The organism is Imbroritus primus, from assembly GCF_964332355.1.
Classification (GTDB): Bacteria; Pseudomonadota; Gammaproteobacteria; order Burkholderiales; family Burkholderiaceae; genus Imbroritus; species Imbroritus primus.
Window position 1 is genome coordinate 3,149,590 of the sequence record NZ_OZ201293.1, and the last position, 25,007, is coordinate 3,174,596.

Below are 25,007 nucleotides of genomic sequence, written 5' to 3' on the forward strand. Positions count from 1 at the left end.
CTTGACGCGCAGATGGGGCGCGCCGGGCAGATGCCCCGCCACCGGCGCTTCTCGCCCTACGCCACGACACCCGGAGACACCCATGGCAGTCAGCGTTTTCGACCTCTTCAAGATCGGCATCGGCCCGTCCAGTTCGCACACCGTCGGCCCCATGCGCGCCGCCCTCATGTTTGTGCAGGGACTGGAGCGCGACGGCCTGCTGCCGCAAGTCCATGCGGTACGTGCCGAGCTGTACGGCTCGCTCGGCGCCACCGGGAAGGGCCACGGCACCGACAAGGGCGTGATCTTCGGCCTGATGGGCGATGCGCCGGACACCATTGATCCGGAAACCATCGAACCGCGCCTCGCCGAACTGCGCCAGTCGCAGACGCTGCGGCTGCTGGGCACCCACGCCGTGCGTTTCATCGAAAAGGAACATGTGGCCTTCTACCGCCGCGAGGCCATGGCCGAGCATCCCAACGGCATGAAATTCCATGCCTTCGATGCCGCCGGCAACAGCCTGCGCGAAGGCCGCTACCTGTCGGTCGGCGGCGGCTTCGTGGTGACCGCCGGCGCACCGAACACGCAGGTCCTGGAAGCGCATACGCAACTGCCGTTTGACTTCACCAGCGGGCGCGAGCTGTTGGAAATGTGCCGCGCCAACGGCAAGAGCATTGCCCAGCTCATGCTGGCCAACGAGCAGGTGTGGCGCACTGAAGCCGAGATCCGCGACGGCTTGCTGAACATTTGGCATGTGATGCAGCGCTGTGTGAAGCGCGGCTGCGTGAGCGAAGGAGAATTGCCGGGTGCATTCCGCGTCAAGCGCCGCGCGCCCGACCTGTACCGCAATCTCACCGAGAAGGCCGAGCGCACGCTTTCCGATCCGCTCTCGGTGATGGACTGGGTCAACCTGTACGCGATTGCCGTCAACGAAGAAAACGCCGCGGGCGGCCGCGTGGTGACCGCGCCGACCAACGGGGCGGCCGGCATCATTCCATCCGTGATGCATTACTACGACCGCTTCATCCCGGGCGCCAACGACCAGGGCATCATCGATTTCCTGCTGACGGCTGGCGCGATCGGCATGCTGTACAAACGCAATGCCTCGATCTCGGGGGCCGAGGTCGGCTGCCAGGGCGAGGTCGGCGTGGCCTGCTCGATGGCCGCCGGCGCGCTGTGCGCGGTGCTGGGCGGCACCGTGGAGCAGGTCGAGAACGCCGCCGAGATCGGCATGGAACACAACCTCGGCCTGACCTGCGATCCGGTCGGCGGGCTAGTGCAGATTCCCTGCATCGAGCGCAACGCCATGGCTGCAGTGAAGGCCGTGAACGCGGCGCGCATGGCGCTGCGCGGTGACGGCACGCACTATGTGTCGCTCGACTCGGTCATCAAGACCATGCGCGAGACCGGCGCGGACATGAAGACCAAGTACAAGGAAACCGCGCGCGGCGGGCTGGCGGTGAATATCGTCGAGTGTTGAGTGCAGGCGTGGTCGCAGGTGCCAGCCGATCATGGCACACGCAGGGTGCATGCCGGCACGTCTCGTGTTCGAGGCCGCGCCGTGCGGCCGCACGACGCTAAAGCAACGTCCTATGCGTCCGGCGTGCCAGCCCAGCGGCCACACATCTGGCGCACGACTTCTGGCAGGCTGCGCGAGCTCTCCTCCACGGCGCGGATCCATGCCGCATCTTCGCCACGGTTGCGCACGAGGGCGCTGAGGTCGCCCAGCGCGACACCCGAACCAAGCGCCGCGGCATGCGGCGCGAGCACGTCGAGCGTGTGCAGCAGGTGCTCTGACAGCGCGAGGCGCATGCCCGTGGCCGGATCGACATACTCGCCATCCATCCCGAAACGGCAGGCCTCGAAACGGTTGAAGGTATAGACGAGGTAATCGTCCTCCTTCGGCACGAATGGCCGGTCCTGCAACAGGTAGCGGGCCAGTGCCTGCAGGAAGGCCGCGATGGCGGCTGCACGCTCGATGGTCAGCGGCGTATCCATGACGCGAATTTCAATCGTGCCGAACTCCGGCTTGGGCCGGATATCCCAGTAGAAATCCTTCATGCTGTCGATCACGCCGGTGCCGTGCATCTTGTTGAAGTAGGCGATGAAATCGTCCCACCGCAACAGGAACGGCGCCCGCCCGCTCATCGGAAACGCCGCCACGGAATTGAGCCGTGCCGAGAAGAAGCCAGTGTCCACGCCCTGCACGAACGGCGACGAGGCAGCCAGCGCGATGCAATGCGGAATGTAGCGCGACATGCAATGCAGCAGGTACAGCGCATCGTCCGCATTGGGACAACCGATATGCACATGCTGCCCGAACACGGTGAACTGCTTGGCAAGGTAGCCATACAGACCGGAGATGTACTGGTAACGCGGCGAATCGGAGATATTGCGATCGCTCCACTGCTGGAACGGATGCGTACCGCCGCCGCTGATGCCAACGTTGAGCGTCTGCGCGGCGCGCACCATCAGGTCGCGCATCTCGGTGAGTTCGGCCAGCGCCTGGTCATGCGAATGGCAGATCCCGGTGCTGATCTCGATCATCGAATCGGTGATCTCGGGCTTGATGTCACCCGCGTGCTGCGCGCCCTTGAGCGCGCGCAGGAGGTCGGCCGAGAATGGCGCAAGGTCGTAGTCGTAGCAGTTGACCAGCTGCATCTCGAGTTCCACGCCGAAGGTCAGCGCCTCCGACTGGCTGAAAGCTTCCAGCGACATCAGCTTCTCCCGTCCTGGATCCGCACCTCGCCCGCGAGGCGCAGGCCCCATGCCGTGAGCACCGGCCCCACCAGTTGCAGGATGGCGATGGCACACAGCAGAATCGCCTGCAACGGTTCGCGCGCGGCCGGATAGAGTTGCGCCGCATCAGTCATCAACAGGAAGGCAAGACCCGACATCGGCGCGAGCGACAGGCCGAGTGCCATGCACTGGCGCAGGCTCAGGCCGCTGAAGGTCCCGAAGGCCATCACGCTGCCGAACTTCACCGCGAAGCGCACCGCGACAAGCATCACTGCCGCGAAGCCGCCAAGCAGCCAGTGCTCGAGTTTCAACGGCAGGCCCAGTGACACGATCATCACCACGATCAGCAGGCTGCCCGCGCTGCCATAGTGCGCCGGCCACACGCGCGCCTGCACGTCGCGATTCTTGAACACCACGCCCGCCAGCAGCAAGGTCAGCGGAATCGACAGCCGGAACAGCTTGGTGAGCGCCAGGGTAAACAGCACGAGCCCGACCAGCAGCAGGAAAGCGTAGTGATCATCTCCGGACATGCGGCGATACAGCCAGTGCCCGCCCACGCCCATGACCCAGGCCAGCGCCAGCGAACCGCACAACAGGTAGACCGGATGCAGCAACGCCGCCCACACGTTGCCGTACACGCTATGCAATCCGCCCACGGCAATCTGCACAACGGCGGCGGCCAGAATGCTGTTGAGCGCGCTCATTGCCAGCAGGCGCTGCGTGACCTGCCCGTCGGCCCGCAATTCGTTCTTCAGTTGCAGCACGATGGTGGGCGAGGTACTGATGGCAATCCCGCCGGCGATCATCGCCACCGCCGGCGCCACGCCCATCAGCTGCAGCGACCACGCGACGATGCCACCGGTGAGCAGGCTTTCCACCGCGCTGGTGATCACCAGCCCAGGGTTCGCACGCAACCAGCCAAGCGTCACGCGGTGCCCCAGCTCGAACAGCGCCAGCGCCAGCGCCATCTCGATCAGCCAGCGCGTCTGCTCAAGCAAGGGCGGCGCGATCACGTCGCGGCCGAAGAGCCCGCCCAGCAAACCGGCGAGCGCATATCCGACGATGCGTGGCAGGCCGAGGCGGCTGCGGCAGATCTCACCGCATAGCCCGGCTCCGATCAGCGCAAGCCCCATCCAGAAGAGGCCGCCCGGCTGCAAGGGCAGGGAAGGAAAGAATGCGGACATGGTTTCCATGCGCCCTATGGTAACGCATGCGTCACCGCATGCCCGCGAGAAAGCTCACGTGTGGCGAGACACTTCGTCTTGATCCGCATGCCTGTAGACGAGATCGCTCGTCTGCATGGCCTCCTTGATCCACTGTCGCGCTTGTCTGTCGACTGCTGGCCCGCTCCTTGCCTCCCTACCAGGTATGCGGCCGGCAGCACTGTCTTTCCACGGACGCTCCACGACCGCGCCAGAAGTTTTTACAACCATCGCAGGAGTTACCCATGACACACACTCGACGGCTCAGCTTGATGGCAGCGCTACTGGCCACCACCCCGATGGTCTGGGCCCAGGCTACCCCGGGCATGGCAACCGACCCCGCTGGCACGCGCCCGAACGCAATGCCCTCCTCCAGTCAGATGCAACCCACGCCACCCGAAGACAGTCCGCGCACCGTCCCCGCCCCGACAATGCCCGCAACACCGGCGATACCGGCAACACCAGCGGTCGCGCCAGCCCCGACCCAGGTCGAGCCGCCCAAGGATCCGCTGGTGGAACGCCGCGAGCAGCGGCGCGAGGCCCGCCAGGAGTATCGTCAAACCAAGAAAGCCGCCAAGGCCGAGCGCAAGGCCGCCCGCAAGGCAGCGGACGCACAGGCGGAATCGGCGCTGCAGAAGTGAGGTCACGCAGGTGATGTATCGGCCCGGGAACGATCTCCCGTCCCGGGCTTGATCGGAGGTCGCAAAAAACTGTGAACGAGGCCGCCGTGTGTGGCGTTTGTTCACAGTTTCAAGTCGGATTTAGGCGGACACTTTCGGCCGAGCACCTGGCGTGACCGGGTTGCCAACAAAAAAAGCCAACTGCCCATTATTCGATCGTCATGCGAACACCCAACACCAACACCATATACCGCGCCGCAGTAGCCACGCCGGCCGCCTCTGGGCAGCCTGTTGTCACGATGAGGGATTTTGTTTCGTTTCTGGCCAATCCCGGTGACCTGGCCCACGGAGTCAACCGCAAAAGCCCTGAATATCTCCAGCGACGTGAAGATGAGTTCATGTTTTTCTGTGGACACCTGCGCGGGCAATTCGGCAAACAACTTTCCGAAGAAGACCTCAAGCGGGTCACGAAATCCGCCAGGGTCGGCTGGGAAGGATCGACGCCGTTACACATTGCCGCCAATTACCGTCATCCGGACGTGCTTCGCCACATGCTTTGGGACAACCCTGCAGCGCAGTCTGCGCTCAACCAAACGGATCGTCTCGGTCGGACGGTTCTAGACTGGGCCATGGAGCGGCCACAGGGAAAAAACAGAACCGAAATCCTGAAGATTCTGCAGGGGTACCAGGCCCTGCGTGGCACAAGCGGCAGTGCCGCCAAGACAACACACCGCTCCATCACACCTCGCGACATCCGTCTGTCAACGACTGGGCACAGCGGCAAGCTACAAGAAAATGCGGAGTTGCGAAAGCGTCTTCAGCATATCTCGATATGTGAGAAGAATATCGCGATCGTTGCCAATGCGACGATCCGCCTGGGAGAGGCGCGTACTGCATTGGACAGCCTTGCCAAAAAAAATGCAGCACTCCAGGCGTCGTTACAACAGCACCCGCTCTATCGAGAAGCGGCGCAATTGGTGGAAGTCGTCGATCAATCGATTGGTTCAAAACTGGAGATTCTCGCCAAGCCGATGGGGAAAGTTCCCCCAAGCGAGGTTCTGGGAGCGCTCTCCAAAGCATGTCAGGATAGCTGTGCCCACCTAAGTATGCTCACACAATCGTTGCATCAACTTGCTACGCATTTGAGTGATGATATGGCCAAGAAGCCGCTTTCTAAAGAGGAGCGCCAGGAGATATACGTGACAAGACTGCAGGCCACGCGTCCCAAGCTACCTAAAGGCGCCAAGCGCGATGAGGAATTCTTAAAAGTCATTACAGCACTATCCGACCATATCGACGCCATACGCGAAGAGGGGCTGGACTAAGCCAACTCACGCCGTCCATCCTTGATATGTATCCCTCTTCCGCTGTCATGCGGGCGCCAGAACACGCCGCATGACAGCACCATGGTGACGCTTATTTCCCCCCCACCGACTCCAGCACCGTCCACTGCCCATCCACCACCTTGTACACGGTGATGCCCCCATCCTTCAGATCGCCACGCGCATCGTAGGCGAGGTTGCGGGTGGTCACGCCGATCATGCTGGTCTTGGCAAGCACCGGCAGGTACTTGGCGGGTTCGGCGGAGTTGGCCTTGACCATGGCTTTCATCATCGCCATGGCGCCGTCGTACGCATAGGGGGAATAGGTTTCGACCTTGCTACCGAAACGTTTTTCGTAGCGTTGCTTGTAGCCGGGGCCGCCTGGCATCTGATCGAGCGGTAGACCGGCGAGCGAGACGACGGTGCCGTTGGCGGCGGGGCCAGCAAGCTTGATGAAGTTGTCGGTCTTGGACATTTCACCGCTGACGAGCGGGGCCTTCAGGCCGAGTTCTTTCATCTGCTTCGCCATCGGCGCGGATTGCGCTTCGGCACCACCGAAGAAGATGATGTCCGGATTGCTACGCTTGATGTTGGTGAGCACGGCCTTGAAGTCGACGGCCTTGTCGTTGGTGAATTCGCGCCGCACAATCTTGCCGCCGGCAGCCTTGGCGGCTTTTTCGAATTCGTCCGCAAGACCCTGGCCGTAGGCGGTGCGGTCGTCGACGATGGCGATGGTCTTGGCGCCAAGTTTCCTGACGGCGAAGGCGCCGATGACCGAGCCCTGCTGGGTGTCGGAGGTCATCATGCGGAAGGTGTTCTTGAAGCCCTGCCTGGTATATTCCGGCGCGGTCGCCATGGCGATCTGCGGGATGCCGGCGCGGTTATAGACCGTCGAGGCGGGAATGCTGGTGCCCGAGTTGAAATGGCCGAGCATGCCCTGGATGCCCTTGTCGACGAGTTTCTGCGCGACCACGGAGCCGGTCTTGGGATCGGCCTGGTCGTCTTCTGAGAGCAGCACGAACTTCACTTCCTTGCCGCCGATCTTGGGATGCGTTGCATTGAATTCCTCGATGGCCAGCACGACGCCGTTCTGCATGTCCTTGCCGTACTGCGCCTGCGCGCCGGTCATGGGCGCGGCAAACCCGAGCTTGATGTCTTCGGCCTGCGCACCGGTCGTCCCGAAGGCGAGCGCCGTGCTCAAGAGCGCCAGTTGCAACACGGTCTTGTGAAACGCTGTTTTCATACAAGTCTCCCGTAGGTGATCAAGCTGGCGGACCGCTTCGGTCTGCCGGCGTGTGTTCCGCGCCGTGCTGGCGCAGGTCCGATGGTGCGGGAGGATGCGTCTCCCGCAAAAACTTCTGTCATAGCGTCTGCCGCACGCCGTCGTGCATCCGGCACGGCATGGCGGCTGGTGACTAGCCGATGGTCATCAAGCTCGCATTGCCGCCCGCCGCCGCCGTGTTGATGCTCAGCGCATGCTCGCGCAGCAGGCGCTCAAGCGCAATTCCGGTATCGCCCCGTGCGTAGCCGTGCACCGTGACGATCGGCCCGGAACGCTGTGCCAATTGCTCGCAGACGGCGCGCAACCGGTCAGCATCGCCATGATACAAAGCGACATCGTACGCCGCTGTGGTCCAGTCGGGTACCCGTTGCACCTGTGCGCCGATCTCCGGCGGGAGGCGCGCATGCAGCGCGCGGGTGTCGGGTGTGTCGGGCCAGACGGCGCGGCTGCCGATGGCGAGGACGGCGCTCAGCTGCAGCAGGCGGTCGTTCATTTCTTCTGCCAGGCAAAGTACGGCTTGGCGTGGCAACAGCGTGTAGACGTTACGTTCACCCGTCGGCCCGGTCAGCATGGTGCTGCTGTTCGCGAGCGCATGGTCTGCGAAGCGCTCGCATGTGCCGGCGAGCATGGGCATTTCCTGTTGCAACCACGCGCGCCACCGCGACCAGCGTCCCGCGCCTGACGCAGCCTGGGTCGCCCGCTGCCATACGCCGGCTGCGGTGACGGCCTGCACGGCGGCGTCCAGCGGGCAGGCGGAGAGCAGGCGCAGTAGATACAGCGGGCCGCCGGCCTTCGGGCCGGTACCCGATAGTCCCTCGCCGCCGAACGGCTGCACGCCGACCACCGCGCCGATGATGTTGCGGTTGACGTACTGGTTGCCAACGCTGGCCCGTGTGGTGACCTGGGTGATGGTTTCGTCGATGCGGGTATGCAGTCCCAATGTGAGGCCGTAGCCCGTGGCGTTGATCTGGCCGATGAGCAGATCGAGGCCGGTGCGCGGATACCGCAGGACATGCAGCACCGGCCCGAACACTTCGCGCTGCAGTTCGTCGATGCGGTCGATTTCGATCAAGGTCGGCGGAATGAAGGTGCCATGCACGGTGGTATCCGGCGTCGCTGCCTGATACACGGCCCGGCCGTTGACGCGCATGGTGTCGATATGCTGCTGGATGGCATCGCGCGCCTCGGCATCGATCACCGGGCCGACATCCACCTCGAGCCGGTCGGGATTACCCACGCGCAGCTCCGCCATCGCGCCCTTGAGCATGGCAAGCAATGGCGCGGCGATGTCCTGCTGCAGGCACAGCACGCGCAAGGCCGAGCAGCGCTGGCCGGCGCTGTCGAACGCCGAGGCCAGTACGTCGGCCACGACCTGCTCCGCGAGCGCCGAGGAATCGACGATCAGGGCATTCTGCCCACCCGTTTCCGCGATCAGCGGCAGCGGCCGGCCATGCGCATCGAGCCGTCCGGCAAGGCTGCGCTGCAGCAGCCGCGCCACGGTTGTCGAACCGGTGAACATCACGCCACGGATGCGCGCATCCGCGACGAGCGCCGCACCGATGGTTTCGCCAGGCCCCGGCACCAGTTGCAAGGCGCCACGTGGCACCCCGGCGGCATGCAGGATGCGCACGGCCTGCGCGGCGATCAGCGGCGTCTGTTCAGCAGGCTTGGCAAGCACGGTGTTGCCGGCCGCCAGCGCCGCGCTGATCTGGCCCGTGAAGATCGCCAACGGAAAATTCCATGGGCTGATGCACACCACTGGGCCGAGCGGACGATGCGTGTCGTTACTGAAGGTGGCGCGTACCTGTGCGGCGTAATAGCGCAGGAAGTCGACCGCCTCGCGCACTTCGGCGATGGCGTTGGCCAAGCTCTTGCCGGCCTCGCGCACGATCAGCCCCATCAGCACCGGCATCTGGCTTTCGAACAGATCGGCGGCGTGTTCGAGAACCGCAGCGCGCGCGGCAGGCAGCGTGGTTTGCCAGACAGTACCCGCTGCCTCGGCATGCGCGAGGGCGCGCGCCGTTTCCTGCGGTGTGGCGTCGATCACGGTGCCAACACGGTCGCGATGATCGGCAGGATTGCGTACGTCCACTGGCATGCCGGCGGGCGGTTCGTCATCGGCCAGCAGGGGCATGGCGAGCCATGGTGTGGCGACGCTGGCAAACAGGGACGATGCGAGAGAAGCAAGACGCTGTTCGCTGGCGAGATCGAGACCGGCCGAGTTGCGGCGCGCACAGCCAAACAGATCGCGCGGCAAGGGAATGCGCGGATGCGGCAATCCCGGCTGTCCTTCTTCCTGTTGGAGTCGTTCGACACTGGCGACCGGATCGGCCACCAGTTCGGCCAGCGGCACGCGGGTATCGGCGACGCGGTTGACGAAGGACGTGTTAGCGCCATTCTCGAGCAAGCGGCGTACCAGGTAGGCGAGCAGGGTCTCGTGCGTGCCGACCGGTGCATAGATGCGGCATGGCCGGCGCGGCATGATCGATGCTCGTCCCCCGGCGTCATCGGCGGCGGACGAAACGATCTGCTCGTACAGCGGCTCGCCCATGCCGTGGAGGCACTGGAATTCATACTGCCCCGGCGTGTAGTCGGGACCAGCCATCTGGCACACTGCGGCGACCGTATGCGCATTGTGCGTGGCGAACTGCGGATAAACCGCATCGGGCGCGGCAAGCAGCTTGCGGGCGCATGCGAGGTACGAGATATCGGTGTAGACCTTGCGCGTATAGACGGGATAGCCTTCCAGCCCATCGACCTGGGCGCGCTTGATCTCGCTGTCCCAGTAGGCACCCTTGACGAGGCGCACCATCAGGCGATGGCCGCTGCGGCGGGCAAGGTCGATCAGGTAATCGATCACGAAGGGGCAGCGCTTCTGGTAGGCCTGCACGACAAAGCCGATCCCTTGCCAGCGGGCCAACGCCGGTTCGAAGCACAGGCGCTCGAGCAGATCGAGCGACAGCTCCAGGCGCTCGGCCTCTTCGGCATCGATGTTCAGGCCGATGTCATAGCGGCACGCGAGTTCGGCCAGGTCGCGCAAGCGCGGATAGAGCTCCGCCATCACCCGCGTAGCCTGTGCCCTGCTGTAACGCGGATGCAGGGCCGAGAGCTTGATCGAGATGCCCGGCCCGGCCAACACACCACGCCCGGCGGAGGCGCGGCCGATGGCATGAATGGCTTGCGCATAGGCGTCGCAGTAGCGTTGGGCATCGGCCGCCGTCATGGCGGCTTCGCCCAGCATGTCGAAGGAGTAGCGGAAGCCCTGCGCCTCGCGCGTCTGTGCATGCGCCAGGGCTTCGTCGATGGTTTCGCCAGTGACGAACTGTTCGCCCATCAGCCGCATGGCCATGTCGACGCCCTTGCGGATCACCGGCTCGCCGCTCTTGCCGATCAAACGCGCCAGCGCATTCGACAGGCCGGTCTCGGTATGTGTCGCTACCAGCTTGCCGGTCAGCAGAAGGCCCCAGGCCGCGGCGTTGACGAACAGCGAGCGGCTGTGCCCGAGATGCGACTGCCAGTTGCCATGGCTGATCTTGTCGCGGATCAGGGCGTCTCGCGTGGCGGCATCGGGAATGCGCAGCAGTGCCTCGGCAAGGCACATCAACGCGATGCCTTCCTGGCTCGACAGCGAGAACTCCTGGATCAGGCCCTGCACCAGGGTTTCGCGCCCGGAGCCGGCGGGTGCCTCGCGCAGGCGGGCGGCGAGTTGTGTAGCGAGGGTGATCGCCCGAGTGGCGAGCGGTGGCGGCAGACGCGCCTGTTCGAGCAGCCACGGCAGGCACTCCGGCTCGGGACGGCGGGTGGCGTCAGTAATGGCGGCACGTAATGCGCCTTGCGGCTGGATGCCTTGGGCAAAGGCGAGGAAAGGCGGCTCGGGGGCGAGATGGGATTCCTCGCTGGATGCGCCCCCGGACAGGCTGCCCGGCATGGGGTCGAACACGGGATCGGGCGCGTCGTCGTGTGCCGTGCCCAAGTGGGTGGTCGCCATCTACGTTCTCCCGGATCCGGGTCGAGTGGAAGGCGGATGCGTCGTGTCACCCGCCGTGCCTAGAGCAACGCGCTTGTAGTGTCCAACTGTGGCGCATCCTGTGCCTGATGACCGGATCTATCCCCGGTACTCGCGGGTACGCAAGTGGCCTCACATACTCTAGTGTTGGTATCGTACTCCCGCACGCATCGGGCTGCTACCCGGTGTGCAGATGGGCCTGGGAGTCAAGGACTATCAGAGAAGCGGGTCTGAGCGGCGGCGGAAAAACTAGCGGTGCATGACGCTCGCGCTTTCTGCCAGCGCACTCTGTTCACATGCGCCGAGGTGCGCTCAGATCCGCAGCGGATCGATCTCGAGCTGCCAGCGCACGCCCTGCCGTTGGGGCAGTCTGTCGCACGCCGGCATCCACGCCGCCAGCAGGTGCTGCAGCGCCATGCGCGAATCGCTTTCGACCAGCATCTGGGCACGCTCGCGGTTGGCGATGCGCACCATCGACATGGGCACGGGGTCGAGTATGTGCACGGTATCGCCGGCGAGCGCCAGCGCCTCCTCGCGCGCCGCGCGCAGGAAGGCCTGTGCGCCGGTGAGCTCGCGATGCTCGGCCGTGAGCAGTGCCTGGTAGCTGAACGGCGGCAGGCCGGCCTGCTGGCGCTCGGTCAGTTGCGCATCGGCAAACCCGTCATAGTCGTGACGCAGCAGGGCCTGCAGCGCCGAGGCCTCGCCATAGCGCGTCTGGATCAGCACTTCGCCGGGCAGGCCGGCGCGGCCGGCACGGCCGGCCACCTGCATGAGCGCGGCAAACAGGTGTTCGGCAGCGCGAAAGTCGTGGCTGAACATCGCCTGGTCCGGATTGACCACGCCAACCAGGGTGACGCGCTGGAAGTCATGCCCCTTGGCGATCATCTGCGTGCCGATGAGGATATCGACCTGCCCCGCGTGCACTTCTTCGAACAAGGCCTCAGCCGTGCCCTTGCGGCGCGTGGAGTCGGCATCGATACGGGCGATGCGCGCCTCGGGGAACAGCGCGACCAGACGTTCCTCGAGCCGCTGGGTGCCATGTCCGAGCGCGGCGATATCGACATTGCCGCAGTCCGGGCAATGATGCGGAATGCGCTCTTCCCAGCCGCAGTGATGGCAGCGCAGGCGGCGTTCGGGCTTGTGCAGCACGAGGTAGGCGGAGCAGCGTGGGCAGCCCGACAGCCAGCCGCACGACGCGCACGACAGCACCGGAGCGTAGCCGCGCCGGTTGAGGAAGAGCAGCGTCTGCTCGCCGCGCGCGAGGCGCTGCCGCATGGCCTCGATCAGCGGCACCGACAGCCCATCCTGCAACGGCCGCTGGCGCTGCCGTTCAAGATTGAGATCGATCAGGCCGATGCGCGGCAGCACGGCGTCGGCCTGGGCGCGCTCGCGCAGCGTGAGCGTGCGATAAGCGCCCTGGCGTGCGCGCCACCAGGTTTCAAGCGAGGGTGTGGCGGAACCGAGCACGACCGGAATGCCGCGTTGCTTGGCGCGCCACACCGCCAGGTCGCGGGCAGAATAGCGCAGACCTTCCTGCTGCTTGTAGGAGGTATCGTGTTCCTCGTCGACGAGGATCAGGGCCAGGTTCGGCAAGGAGGCGAGGATCGCCAGCCGCGTGCCGAGGACGATACGCGCTTCGCCGCGATGCGCGGCCAGCCATTGCATGGCGCGTACCTGCTCGGCCAGCCCGCTGTGGAGCGTGGCCAGCGGCATGTGCGGAAAGCGCGCGGCGATGCGCGCCTCGAGCTGGGGCGTGAGATTGATTTCCGGGACCAGCATGAGCACCTGCGCGGCCGGATCGCGCGCGAGCGCCTCGGCCATGGCATGCAGGTAGACCTCGGTCTTGCCGCTGCCGGTGACGCCATGCAGCAGCATCGGCGCAAAACCGGTGGCAGACGTGATGGCCTCCACGGCGGCGCATTGCTCCGCATGCAGCGCCGGCGGCGGCGTGGCGGATGCCGCACGCACGTCGAGCAAGGCGGCGGCGCGCTGTTCGCGCACGAGCCAGCCTGCGGTACACCAGGCCTCCAGGCGAGTCCGGGCCTGCGCATAGAGCGCGACCGCAGCGCGCTCGTCCAGGCTGCCATGCGCAATCAGCGCTTCAGCAAGACGACGCACCCCCGGCGCGCGCGGCGGCAGTGCGGCCAGCAGGTCGGCGGCTGCCCCTTCTTGCAGGCGATAGGCAAGAACGTGGCTGCGCTGGGCCAGACGCGGCCAGCTGGCCGGATCGCGCAGCATCGGCGGCAGTGCCGGCAGCAGCACCTCGCCCAGCGGTCGGTGGTAATAGCGGGCGGCAAAGCGTCCGAGCGCGAGCCAGGCGCGGTCGAGCGGCGGGATGCTGTCGCACACGGCCGCCAGATCGCGCAACTTGTCCGCCGGCACGTCGGTGCTCTCCGCCAGCGCGGTGACGAGACCCGGCACCAGCCGGCGACCGAATGGCACGGTCACCAGCTGGCCAGGCTGCACCGTACCAGCAAGAGAAGCGGGAATAGAATAGTCAAACAGTTCGCCCGCCGGCGTGTCGAGCGCCACGCGCGCGATCACGGCACCGGCGGCGTTCATGTGGCGCTGGCAGCGCTGGTGACCATGCGCAGCGGTGCGGCCGGGACCTGCCCGAGCATGCGGGCAGCGGCATCGATCACCGTGGCAGCCGGCAGTTCGTCGAGGCACCGGCTGGCGGAGCGGCGGTGGCGGTCGCAGCCTTCCTGCGCGCACGGCACGCACGGGCCGGCGCCCTGCACCAGGAAGACGTTGCCCTGGCGCTGGCTGCCCTGCATGCGCCACGGACTGTCGAGCTGCGTCCACGCGGCCGGCCATGGCGCCCACTTGACAGGATTGGATGGCCCGAACAGGGCCACGACCGGCACGCCAGTAGCAGCGGCCATATGCGTGGCCATGGTGTCGGGTCCGACAAACAGCGCCGCGTGGCTGATCACATCGGCGGTTTCGGGAATCTTCAGGGTGCCCACCAGATCGGTGACCGGACCTTCGACGCCCGCCATGATCTCGTCGACATAGGCGCGTTCCTCGGCGTCCGGCCCGCCGGTCAGCACGATGGCAAGACCCTGCTGCCGCAGCCAGGCGATCAGCGTACGCCAGCCGGCCACATGCCAGCGCTTGTAGGTAAAGCGCGGCGCCACGTGCACCACGGCGAAACGGCCCTCGGGCAGCGGCCGCCCTTCTGCCGCGAGCCGTGCGGTCAGGCGCGCCCAGCCAGCTCCGCCGGCGGTGGGCGGCACCACGGCATGCGCCGGCGCAAGATCGAGCGCGCGCGCCAGTTGCAGGCCCATGGTGACGGTATGGGTATGGACGTTGTCGAACGGTTCGCGCACATGCAGCAGCCAGCGCTTGGCCCAGTCCTTGGCGCCCGGCGTGACAAGTCCGACGCGGCGGCGCGCCGCCGCCCAGCCATACAGCCGGGCGCGGTCCGAAGGCGTGACCGCCACGGCGAGATCATAGGTGCGCCACAGCGGCCGCAGGTAAGCGATTTTGCTGCGCAGCGGTTCCCGGCGCGGCGTGGTCAGGATGCGGTGGATGTCGGGATTGCCGGCCAGTACGCCGTCGGTCCCCTCGAACACCAGCACGTCGACTTCCGCATTGGGCCACGCCTGCTTGAGGGAGCGCACGAGTGGCGTGGAGAGCAGCACGTCGCCGATCAGGCGCGTGCAGACGACGAGCACGCGACGCGGAGTGGATCGGGTGGCGCGATCAGTCATCGTATCTTCCGTTGAAGAAGGCGTGAGTGACCGAAGCGGAGCAAAAGGTTCTGCGATGCATTGCAAACTTAATGTAACACTTCAAGTAGCGCGCTAAGTCGATGATTGGCGGCAAGTTTTTCAACTGTCCACATCTTCTGTGGATAACTTTGTTGAAAACTTTGCGGAACCACCCGCGAAGGCCGATAAATCAAGGCTTCCTTTAACCTGCCGCGTTTCTGCGCAGGGTCGACATTACCAATAAAATCATAGACTTATGCGATTCGCGCGCGAATGTCGAAAGCGCCGTTCACGTGCGAGCGCAGCAATTCATTTGTGTGCATAAGTCAAGTCTTGACATCCCTGATATGCACCCGGATGTGCAAAATTTTCCGCTTGACAGTGCATGGATGAGCATGACACCAGCGTGGTTACGTGTGCCGGTTAGCGCACGCTCACCACGCGTTGCACCATTCCGGATCAGGCGCGCTGGCGCAGTTGCCGGCTATACCCGTGCACCTCATCGATCAGGTGCGTCACATGATCCGGCGAGGTGAATTGCGAAATGCCATGCCCCAGGTTGAACACGTGTCCGTCAGAGCTGCCGCTGGCGGCGTAATCGTCCAGTACGCGGCGCGCTTCGGCGCGTACGGCCTCGGGCGGTGCGAACAGCACGATCGGGTCGAGATTGCCCTGCAGGGCGCAGCGGCCGCCCGTGCGTGCGTGCGCGCGGGCCAGGTTGACGGTCCAGTCCACGCCCAGCGCGTCCGCGCCGGTGGCAGCCAGGTCCTCGAGCCACAGCCCGCCGCCCTTGGTAAACAGGATCACCGGGATCTGCTGGCCGTTGTGGCTGCGCTTGAGCTGGTCGACCACGCGCTGCATGTAGGCCAGCGAGAAGGTCTGGTAGATGCCGTCGGCCAGCGCGCCCCCCCAGGAGTCGAACACCATGACGGCCTGCGCCCCGGCTTCGATCTGCGCGTTCAGGTATTGCGCCACGGCGGTGGCGTTGATCTCCAGGATGCGGTGCATCAAATCGGGCCGGCTGTAGAGCATCGACTTGACGGTGCGGTAGTCGTCCGAGCCACGGCCTTCGACCATGTAGCAGGCCAGCGTCCACGGACTACCGGAAAAGCCGATCAGCGGCACACGCTGCTGGCCATCCTGCACGAGGGCGCGGCGGATTTCGGAGACGGCATCGAATACATACTGCAGTTCGTGCATGTCGGGCACGGCCAGGCGGGCCACATCGTCCTCGGTCCGCAGTGGATGCGCGAAACGCGGTCCCTCGCCTTGCTCGAACGATAGGCCAAGACCCATGGCGTCCGGCACGGTCAGGATGTCGGAAAACAGAATGGCGGCGTCGAGCGGAAAACGATCGAGCGGCTGGAGCGTCACTTCCGTGGCGTAGGCCGGATTCTTGGCCAGGCCCAGGAAGCTGCCGGCGCGCGCGCGCGTGGCGTTGTACTCCGGGAGATAACGGCCGGCCTGGCGCATCAGCCAGACGGGGGTATATTCGGTGGGTTCGCGGCGCAGGGCGCGCAGGAACGTATCGTTACGCAAAACAGTCATGGGCATCCTTCAGTTGCCCGCCATTCTACGGTATGCGGGGCCCGGACGGCACGATCCGGCCCCCCTGCGCTCAGGTATCCGGCAGCAGCGTCCGGAATGCCGCGGCGGTCCGCTCCATCCATTGCCGCGCGCGGGCGCTGTGAACCTGCAGGCGGGCAAAGCTGTGCGTCATGCCGCTGGCCTCGAGGCACACGACCTGTGCGCCATGCTCGACGAGAAAATCGGCATACTGCAGGCCGTCGTCGCGCAGCACATCATGGCCGGCGACCACCATCACGGTATCCGGCGGAATACCTTGCGGGGCAGCGGCCAGCAGGTTCAGGCGGGAATCGGGATGAGCGCCGCCCTGTGCGAGCGCCTCGGCACCGATGAATAGCGCCCAGTACGCACGCATCTCCTCGCGCGTCAGGCCGGGTCCATCGGCAAAGGCTGCATAGCTGTCACTGCCGAACGCAGGGGTGACGGCTGGATAGATCAGCAACTGTGCATCGACCAGCCGGCCGGTACTCTGGCTTGCCCGCAGGTTGGCGCGCAGCCCGGCCTGTGCGGCCAGATGCGCGCCCGCGCTGTCGCCGCCGACAGCCAGCCGGTCGGTGCGGCAGCCCAGCGCCGCACGCTGGCCGGCGAGGTATTCGAGGGCTGCCAGCGCATCCTCGCACGGTACGGGGAACGGATGCTCGGGCGCCAGCCGGTAGTCCACGCTGACCACCGTGCAACCGGTATCGTGGGCAAGCATGGCGCAGATCGCGGCATGGGTCTGCGGCGATCCGACGGCCCAGCCTCCGCCATGGAAATACACGAGAAGTGGCGGTGGAGCGGTGCACGGCTGCCGTGACCGGAACATCAACGCACCAAGCTTCGCATCTGACAGCGGAAGTAAGAGCTCGCTGACATCGGCAAGACTAGTCCAGTCGGCCGGGCTCATGGCCACCACGTCGCGCATGCGTTGGCGCTGCGCCGCCATGTCGGCGGGCTCGGGCAGCGCTGCAAAACGCTGTGCCACCGCAGCGTAATAGGCCAGCAGTTGGGGATCGACTGCCATGGTCAGGCGCTCGCACAAAACCGCGCGGTAGGCGGCGTCATGGTCATCACAGGCCTCATGCCAGTGCGCCAACCGCGCTCAGTCGCATATGCTCGATCTTGCTGCAGTGATCCTGCACGGCCAGAAGCCCCGCAGCCCGCGCCGCCTCGACCGCATCGTCGTTGACAATGCCGAGTTGCAGCCAGACGCCGCGCGCGCCGCTGGCGATGGCCTCGGCCACGACCGGCGGCACATCCTCGGCCTTGCGGAAAATATCCACCCAGTCGATGCGGCCGCCCTCGGCGGCCAGCGCCTGCGCGGCCTCAGCCAGGGTGGCGTGGCAGGGTTCGCCGAGAATCGCCTGGCCGGCGAAGGCCGGATTCACCGGCACGATGCGATAGCCATGGCGCTGCAGATAAGCGGCGACATCCAGGCTGGGACGTCCGGGCTTGCCGGACAGCCCCACCACCGCCACCGTACGCCAACCCAGCATGGTGCGCACCGCCTGTTGTTCGAGATGCATGCGTTCGTTCATCCTTTCTCCTCGTCCTGGCGTGCCGGCTCACCCCGCACGCATGCGCCAAGCTGCGCGAATCCGACCGGTGCACGAAAGCTGCCCTGCACGTACGGACCCACCGCATATGGCGCGTAATACATCACCACCCCTTTGCCATACCAGACGAACGGCAGACCCGCGTTGCGCCATGCCTTGTCGTCAAGCGCCCCGGCCGGCGCCTGGCTTGCCCCCTGCCGGCGCAGGACATCGACCAGCCGCCGGTTCAAGGTGTCGCGGCAAGCCGGCGTCGTGTCGAGAATGTCACCGAGCGTAACCGACTCATAGCCCTGGGACGTCTTACGCCAGTTGCCGGCGGCGTAGGTGGAGTTGCCGTGCGCGCCGCCGCTGAAGAACCAGAACGTGCGCAGTAGGCTGACACGCTCGCGGTCCAGCCAGGCGATCTCGATGCCATTGCGGCACTCCACCATGCCGGCCCGGCAGGCTGTCATGCGCATCGTCTGGATTAGCTTGTCGATCGCTGCGTCTCCGGTGACCGGATAACGCTCGGTCAGTGTTACGTTGTCGCGCTGGAATACCTGTTCGCGGTATTGCGCCGCCTGACGCAGGCTCACTGGCAGCGGTTGCGCGCCACCCGCCCCCGTCCATTCGCCAGCAATGGACCGGCCATCGCGCTCCAGCCGGCCGACTAGGCGCCCGGCCTCGCGCCGGAACGCATGGCCCTGCTCGTCGAGACCGACTTCCCAGACGCGCCAGTCGATCCGCCCCTGTTGCGGCGCAGCGCCTTCCAGCAGCAGACGCCCCGCAGCAGGCACCGGTCCATAGCGCACTGTGCCAGCGACGCGTTCGCGTCGGTCGCTGGTACGCTCCCCCACGGCTTCTGCCGGCAGGGGCGCGCCCTCGGCGGGCTCGCGAAAGATGGTCAGGGCGATGCTGGTTTTTTCGTCGAGCATGCCCTGCCACAGTGCGCCGACCGGTTGCGAAGGCGCGCTGGCGGGGCGATTCGGTGGCACGGCGGGGGCGCTGGCCACTGGTTGTGCCACGGCGTCGACACCACTGACCAGAAACAGCGGCAGCAGCCAGGCAGCACGCAGGCGCTGTGGCCAGGCATCAAACGAAGCGGAAAAAATCGGGGAAATGCGCGCGGAACGTGCGGCGGACGAGGAGAACATGCCCCTATTCTACCGAGCACACGGTGCAATGCGAACCGTGCAGCGGAATGGCTTGCAGCAGGCTCGACTTGCCCCTCGTGTGGACAGGACTGCTCACCTTGCAAAGACTTGCATAAAGTCACACTTTGTTACTTTATCCGCTGCTTTCTTCCCGCACAATGCTTTCAATGCAAGCGATCGTGCTGGCTTTGTCGGAAAACGGCATCTTCGGCGCACGCTTCGTGATTTACCCCCTCCCTCCGAACTTGACCCCTCGAAGGGAATTCCCGTCCGCGCGGTGCCGTCAGGCCCGCGCGCTTTTTTTTGTGCATCGTCCGTGGATCGCGCGGCTGGCTGGGTTCGTGGCCGCGCTCGTGAGTGCTTGGACCGCCCGCCCCCGGCTGCGCGGCCCGGCAACGTTTCAAACTCCCCTGCCCTCTCGGCCCCTCCACCACGCCTCGAATCCTTCTGCTGCTGTGATGGCACGTCTGCGCCAGCCCGCAGCGGTCCGCTCAAGCTTATGCCGCACTGCCTGACGTGCGGCTGGCGCGAGCCTCTTCCTGGCGCAGCCAGCCCAAGCCAGCACGCGTTTCGGCGCGCGGCCGATATTCGCACCCGACCCAGCCGATGTAGCCCAGTGCATCCATCGCCGCGAACAAGAACGGATAGTTCAGTTCGCCAATGTCCGGTTCATGCCGACCGGGTACGCCCGCGATCTGGATATGGCCGATGCGCGGCAGGCCGGCCTGCAGGCGCGTGGCGACGTTGCCCTCGCTCATCTGGCAATGATAGGCGTCGAACTGAACCTTGAGGTTCGGCAGATTGAGCGCCTCGCAGACCGACAGCGCCTCGTCCTGGAGGCTCAGAAAATAGCCTGGCATGTCGTGCTGGTTGATCGGCTCGATCATGATGTCGACATCCTGCTGGGCCGCCTCGCTGGCCGCCCACGCCAGATTGTCGAGATAGACATCGCGGCAATGATCGAGGTCGTCGCTGTCCTGCGGAATACCGGCCATCACGTGGATCCGTGGCGCCTGGAGGACGGCGGCATAGTCGAGCGCCAAGCGGATCCCCGCCCGAAATTCCTCGGCGCGCCCCGGCAATGCCGCGAGTCCACGCTCGCCAGCAGCCCAGTCGCCCGGCGGCGCATTGAACAGTACCTGCTCCAGCGCATGCTCTTCGAGGTGGCGCGCCAGCACGCCGGGATCGTATTCGTACGGGAACAGGTACTCGACACCTTCGAAGCCATCCGCTGCGGCGAGCGCGAAGCGTTCGAGGAACGGTGCCTCGGTGTACATCAACGAGAGATTGGCGGCAAAACGGGGCATGGGGTTCTCCAGACGACTGCCCGGCAACATGTGCGCGGGCCGATGACGGCATGATGCCATCCAGGAATTCGCAGGGTTTCGTGCTGCGCCATGAAAAAAGCAGCCCGCAGGCTGCCTTCTTCTTGAAGCGGATGCGACGTGCTCAGCGCTTGCGGCGCAGGCGGGCAATCGCCGCCAGTTGCGCGGCAGCCACTGCCAGCTCCGACTGGGCGCGTGCCAGGTCGAGTTCGCTGCTCTGGTTCTGCAGCGCCTCTTCAGCAGCGCGCTTGGCTTCGCTGGCCTTCGCCTCGTCCAGGTCCTTGCCGCGGATGGCGGTGTCGGCCAGCACGGTCACGAGGTTGGGTTGCACTTCCAGAATGCCACCGGCGACAAAGACGAACTCTTCGCTGCCTTCAGCACTTTCGATGCGCACCGCACCCGGCTTGATGCGAGTGATCAGCGGCGTGTGGCCGGGCAGGATACCCAGCTCGCCGGCCTCGCCAGGCAGGGCCACAAACTTGGCCTCGCCGGAGAAGATCGACGCTTCGGCGCTGACGACATCTACGTGAATGGTTGCCATTTCGGTTCCTCTCTGTATTCACCCTGTTCGCGGCAGCCCGCGACGCGGACCGCCACCACGCCCGCGCACGGAGCACGGGCATGGCACACGACAGACTGATTACAGCTTCTTGGCCTTCTCGAAGGCTTCGTCGATCGAGCCGACCATGTAGAACGCCTGCTCGGGCAGGTGATCGCACTCGCCATCGACCAGCATCTTGAAGCCGCGGATGGTTTCCTTCAGCGGCACGTACTTGCCCGGCGAACCCGTGAACACTTCGGCCACGTGGAACGGCTGCGACAGGAAACGCTGGATCTTACGCGCGCGGGACACGGCGAGCTTGTCTTCCGGCGACAGTTCGTCCATGCCCAGAATCGCGATAATGTCGCGCAGTTCCTTGTAGCGCTGCAGGGTCTGCTGCACACCGCGAGCCACTTCGTAGTGCTCCTGGCCGACGATCTGCGGGTCGAGCTGGCGCGAGGTGGAGTCGAGCGGGTCGACGGCGGGGTAGATACCCAGCGCAGCGATGTCACGCGACAGCACGACGGTCGAGTCGAGGTGCAGGAAGGTGGTGGCAGGCGACGGGTCGGTCAAGTCGTCCGCAGGGACGTACACGGCCTGGATCGAGGTGATCGAGCCGGTCTTGGTCGACGTAATACGCTCTTGCAGCTTACCCATTTCTTCCGCCAGCGTCGGCTGGTAGCCCACGGCAGAAGGCATACGACCCAGCAGTGCCGACACTTCGGTACCGGCCAGGGTGTAACGGTAGATGTTGTCGACGAAGAACAGGATGTCGCGGCCATCGTCACGGAAGCGCTCGGCCATGGTCAGGCCGGTCAGCGCCACGCGCAGACGGTTGCCCGGCGGCTCGTTCATCTGGCCGAATACCATGGCCACCTTGTCGAGCACGTTCGAGTCCTTCATTTCGTGGTAGAAGTCGTTGCCCTCACGGGTACGCTCGCCCACGCCTGCAAACACCGACAGGCCCGAGTGCTGCTTGGCGATGTTGTTGATCAGCTCCATCATGTTCACGGTCTTGCCGACGCCGGCGCCACCGAACAGGCCCACCTTACCGCCCTTGGCGAACGGGCAGACCAGGTCGATCACCTTGATGCCGGTTTCGAGCAGGTCGACGGAAGGCGACAGTTCGTCGAACTTCGGCGCCTTCTGGTGGATGCCGCGACGCTCGTCGCTGGCGATCGGACCGGCTTCGTCGATCGGGCGGCCGAGCACGTCCATGATGCGGCCCAGGGTGCCTTCACCGACCGGCACCGAGATCGGTGCGCCGGTACCCTTGACGGCCATGCCGCGGCGCAGGCCGTCGGAAGAACCGAGCGCAATGGTGCGCACGATACCGTCACCCAGCTGCTGCTGGACTTCGAAGGTCAGGCCTTTTTCCGCGAACGACTGCTCGTTGCTGTCTTCCAGCACGAGTGCGTCGTACACGTTGGGCATCGCGTCGCGCGGGAACTGGATGTCCACGACGGCGCCGATGCACTGAACAATATTTCCGATACTCATTTGTATCTCCAATAGCTTAAATTCTTGACACCGCGCCGTCAGACCGCGGCTGCGCCGCTGACGATTTCGGACAGTTCCTTCGTAATCGCTGCCTGACGGGTCTTGTTGTAGACCAGTTGCAGTTCGCCAATCACGTTCTTCGCGTTGTCCGAAGCCGCCTTCATTGCAACCATCCGGGCCGACTGTTCCGAAGCCATGTTCTCGGCCACGGCCTGGTACACCAGCGCTTCGACGTAGCGCACCAGCAATTCATCGACCACCGTCTGGGCATCCGGCTCGTAGATGTAATCCCACGAGTAGGCCTGCTTTTCGGCTTCGGTCTGGTTGAACTTGTCGGCGGTCAGCGGCAGCAGCTGTTCGACCATCGGTTCCTGCTTCATCGTGTTGATGAAGCGGGTGTAAGCGAGGTAGACGACGTCGATCTCGCCAGCGGCGAACGCGTCGAGCTGCACCTTGATCGCACCGATCAGTTTTTCCAGATGCGGCGTGTCACCGAGGTGCACCGCGTGCGAAACCACCTTGGCGTTGATGCGGCCCAGGAACTGCATGCCCTTCGTGCCGATGGCCGTCGACTGTGCATCGACGCCTTTGGCCTGAAGTTCGCGCAGGGTGTTGGTCACCGTACGCAGCACGTTGGTGTTCATGCCGCCGCATAGCCCCTTGTCGGTCGTCACGACGATCAGGCCGGCGCGCTTGACTTCGCGCGACTCCATGAACGGATGACGGTACTCGGGGTTGGCCTGCGCCATGTGCGCAGCAATATTGCGCACCTTTTCCGCATAGGGACGGGCGTGACGCATCCGTTCCTGCGCCTTGCGCATCTTGGATGCGGCGACCATCTCCATCGCCTTGGTGATCTTGCGCGTGTTTTGCACGCTCTTGATCTTGGTTCGAATTTCTTTCGTTCCGGCCATCTCTTTCTCTCCGTGGGGGCCGCATCAATGCATCATGCGGCCCTTGGAATTCCTCCGGTTAGAACGATGCAGACTTCTTGTATGCCTCGATCGCGGCACGCAGGGCGGCTTCATCTTCCTTGCTGAGGTCCTTGGTGTCCTCGATGCGGTTGATGAGGTCGGCGTGGCGGGTCTTCAGCTCGTCGTGCAGGCCCTTTTCGAAAGCCAGGACGTTCTTGACATCCAGATCGTCCAGGTAGCCGTTGTTGGCGGCGTACAGCGTCGCGGCCAGCTGCCACACCTGCAGCGGCTGGTACTGCGGCTGCTTGAGCAGTTCGGTCACGCGGCGGCCGCGTTCGAGCTGCTTGCGGGTGGCATCGTCGAGGTCGGAAGCAAACTGCGCGAACGCAGCCAGTTCACGATACTGCGCGAGGTCGGTACGGATACCGCCCGACAGCTTCTTGATGACCTTGGTCTGGGCGGCACCACCGACGCGCGACACCGAGATACCGGCGTTGATAGCGGGACGGATACCGGCGTTGAACAGGTCGGTTTCCAGGAAGATCTGGCCGTCGGTAATCGAGATCACGTTGGTCGGCACGAAGGCGGACACGTCACCAGCCTGGGTTTCGATGATCGGCAGTGCCGTCAGCGAACCGGTCTTGCCCTTCACGGCGCCGTTGGTGAACTTCTCGACGTAATCAGCGTTCACGCGAGCCGCGCGTTCGAGCAGGCGCGAGTGCAGGTAGAACACGTCACCCGGGTAGGCTTCGCGGCCCGGCGGGCGGCGCAGCAGCAGCGAGACCTGACGATAGGCCCACGCTTGCTTGGTCAGGTCGTCGTACACGATCAGGGCGTCTTCGCCGCGATCGCGGAAGTATTCACCCATCGTGCAGCCGGCGTAGGCCGACAGGTACTGCATGGCGGCGGAGTCCGATGCCGAGGCAGCCACCACGATGGTGTATTCGAGCGCGCCGTTCTCTTCGAGCTTGCGCACCACGTTGGCGATCGTCGAGGCTTTCTGGCCGATTGCGACATACACGCAATACATGCCCTTGCCTTTCTGGTTGATGATCGCGTCGACAGCCACGGCGGTCTTGCCGGTCTGGCGGTCGCCAATGATCAGCTCACGCTGGCCACGGCCGATCGGCACCATCGAGTCGACCGACTTCAGGCCGGTCTGCACCGGCTGGCTCACGGACTGACGTGCGATCACGCCCGGCGCGACCTTTTCGATCACGTCGCTTTCCTTGGCGTTGATCGGGCCCTTGCCGTCGATCGGCTGACCCAGCGCGTTCACCACGCGGCCCAGCAGTTCCTTGCCCACGGGCACTTCGAGAATGCGGCCCGTGCACTTCACGGCGTCGCCTTCGGAGATGTGTTCGTAGTCACCCAGCACCACGGCGCCGACAGAGTCGCGCTCAAGGTTCAGCGCGAGGCCGAACGTGTTGCCCGGGAATTCCAGCATTTCGCCCTGCATCACGCCAGACAGGCCGTGCACGCGGCAAATACCGTCGGTCACGGAAATCACCGTGCCCTGGTTACGCACTTCAGCGTCTGCGCCAAGGCCGGAGATGCGGCTCTTGAGCAGTTCGCTGATTTCAGAGGGGTTCAGTTGCATCTGGAT

Annotated in this window: 18 protein-coding genes; 3 read left to right on the plus strand and 15 right to left on the minus strand. The window is 65.0% G+C overall.

Annotated elements, in window-relative coordinates; genetic code table 11:
* Positions 1–82 precede the first annotated feature (82 nt).
* Complete coding sequence (locus tag ACQ3C8_RS14540; RefSeq protein ID WP_009522818.1) at positions 83–1,459, plus strand: L-serine ammonia-lyase; 1,377 nt, start codon at positions 83–85, stop codon at positions 1,457–1,459.
* Between the two features lie 110 nt (positions 1,460–1,569).
* Here the strand turns inward: ACQ3C8_RS14540 and ACQ3C8_RS14545 are convergent, their stop codons facing one another.
* On the minus strand, positions 1,570–2,697 hold the full coding sequence (locus tag ACQ3C8_RS14545; protein WP_428851946.1) for a YbdK family carboxylate-amine ligase: 1,128 nt from the start codon (positions 2,695–2,697) through the stop codon (positions 1,570–1,572).
* Positions 2,697–3,911 (minus strand): cation:proton antiporter, encoded by a 1,215-nt coding sequence (locus ACQ3C8_RS14550; RefSeq protein ID WP_428851947.1) that lies wholly within the window; start codon positions 3,909–3,911, stop codon positions 2,697–2,699. The genes ACQ3C8_RS14545 and ACQ3C8_RS14550 overlap by 1 nt, the downstream gene beginning before the upstream one ends.
* A gap of 254 nt (positions 3,912–4,165) precedes the next feature.
* Here ACQ3C8_RS14550 and ACQ3C8_RS14555 point away from each other — a divergent pair, with 254 nt between their 5' ends.
* Together ACQ3C8_RS14555 and ACQ3C8_RS14560 are read left to right on the plus strand one after the other, a co-directional pair.
* Complete coding sequence (locus ACQ3C8_RS14555) at positions 4,166–4,561, plus strand: hypothetical protein (protein ID WP_428851948.1); 396 nt, start codon at positions 4,166–4,168, stop codon at positions 4,559–4,561.
* A gap of 200 nt (positions 4,562–4,761) precedes the next feature.
* Positions 4,762–5,865 (plus strand): ankyrin repeat domain-containing protein, encoded by a 1,104-nt coding sequence (locus ACQ3C8_RS14560; RefSeq protein WP_428851949.1) that lies wholly within the window; start codon positions 4,762–4,764, stop codon positions 5,863–5,865.
* A gap of 91 nt (positions 5,866–5,956) precedes the next feature.
* Here the strand turns inward: ACQ3C8_RS14560 and ACQ3C8_RS14565 are convergent, their stop codons facing one another.
* The 13 genes from ACQ3C8_RS14565 to atpA form a co-directional block, all read right to left on the minus strand.
* On the minus strand, positions 5,957–7,105 hold the full coding sequence (locus ACQ3C8_RS14565; RefSeq protein WP_428851950.1) for a branched-chain amino acid ABC transporter substrate-binding protein: 1,149 nt from the start codon (positions 7,103–7,105) through the stop codon (positions 5,957–5,959).
* Between the two features lie 172 nt (positions 7,106–7,277).
* The gene (gene putA / locus ACQ3C8_RS14570; RefSeq protein ID WP_428851951.1) at positions 7,278–11,132 is read right to left on the minus strand and encodes a trifunctional transcriptional regulator/proline dehydrogenase/L-glutamate gamma-semialdehyde dehydrogenase; all 3,855 of its coding nucleotides are present in this window, start codon (positions 11,130–11,132) and stop codon (positions 7,278–7,280) included.
* 330 nt (positions 11,133–11,462) lie between these two features.
* Positions 11,463–13,712: a primosomal protein N' gene (locus ACQ3C8_RS14575; protein WP_428851952.1), complete on the minus strand. Its 2,250-nt coding sequence runs from the start codon at positions 13,710–13,712 to the stop codon at positions 11,463–11,465.
* Entirely contained in the window at positions 13,709–14,866 is a 1,158-nt protein-coding gene (locus ACQ3C8_RS14580) for a glycosyltransferase family 9 protein (RefSeq protein WP_428851953.1), read from the minus strand. Before ACQ3C8_RS14580 ends, ACQ3C8_RS14575 begins: the two co-directional genes overlap by 4 nt.
* 459 nt (positions 14,867–15,325) lie before the next feature.
* Positions 15,326–16,414 (minus strand): uroporphyrinogen decarboxylase, encoded by a 1,089-nt coding sequence (hemE, locus tag ACQ3C8_RS14585; RefSeq protein ID WP_428851954.1) that lies wholly within the window; start codon positions 16,412–16,414, stop codon positions 15,326–15,328.
* A gap of 70 nt (positions 16,415–16,484) precedes the next feature.
* Entirely contained in the window at positions 16,485–17,456 is a 972-nt protein-coding gene (locus tag ACQ3C8_RS14590; RefSeq protein WP_428851955.1) for an alpha/beta hydrolase, read from the minus strand.
* 55 nt (positions 17,457–17,511) lie between these two features.
* Positions 17,512–17,970, minus strand: a complete 459-nt coding sequence (locus ACQ3C8_RS14595; RefSeq protein WP_428851956.1) for a CoA-binding protein — start codon at positions 17,968–17,970, stop codon at positions 17,512–17,514.
* On the minus strand, positions 17,967–19,121 hold the full coding sequence (locus ACQ3C8_RS14600) for an RsiV family protein (protein ID WP_428851957.1): 1,155 nt from the start codon (positions 19,119–19,121) through the stop codon (positions 17,967–17,969). Before ACQ3C8_RS14600 ends, ACQ3C8_RS14595 begins: the two co-directional genes overlap by 4 nt.
* Positions 19,122–19,618: 497 nt before the next feature.
* Positions 19,619–20,428 carry a 2-oxo-tetronate isomerase gene (gene otnI, locus ACQ3C8_RS14605; protein ID WP_428851958.1) on the minus strand — a complete coding sequence of 270 codons (810 nt, stop codon included), beginning with the start codon at positions 20,426–20,428 and terminating at the stop codon, positions 19,619–19,621.
* A 142-nt stretch (positions 20,429–20,570) separates the two neighbouring features.
* On the minus strand, positions 20,571–20,987 hold the full coding sequence (locus ACQ3C8_RS14610) for a F0F1 ATP synthase subunit epsilon (protein ID WP_009522804.1): 417 nt from the start codon (positions 20,985–20,987) through the stop codon (positions 20,571–20,573).
* 99 nt (positions 20,988–21,086) lie between these two features.
* Positions 21,087–22,487: a F0F1 ATP synthase subunit beta gene (gene atpD / locus ACQ3C8_RS14615; protein ID WP_009522803.1), complete on the minus strand. Its 1,401-nt coding sequence runs from the start codon at positions 22,485–22,487 to the stop codon at positions 21,087–21,089.
* Between the two features lie 38 nt (positions 22,488–22,525).
* Complete coding sequence (gene atpG / locus ACQ3C8_RS14620; protein ID WP_009522802.1) at positions 22,526–23,401, minus strand: F0F1 ATP synthase subunit gamma; 876 nt, start codon at positions 23,399–23,401, stop codon at positions 22,526–22,528.
* Positions 23,402–23,459: 58 nt separating this feature from the next.
* On the minus strand, positions 23,460–25,001 hold the full coding sequence (gene atpA, locus ACQ3C8_RS14625) for a F0F1 ATP synthase subunit alpha (RefSeq protein WP_009522801.1): 1,542 nt from the start codon (positions 24,999–25,001) through the stop codon (positions 23,460–23,462).
* Positions 25,002–25,007: the final 6 nt, after the last annotated feature.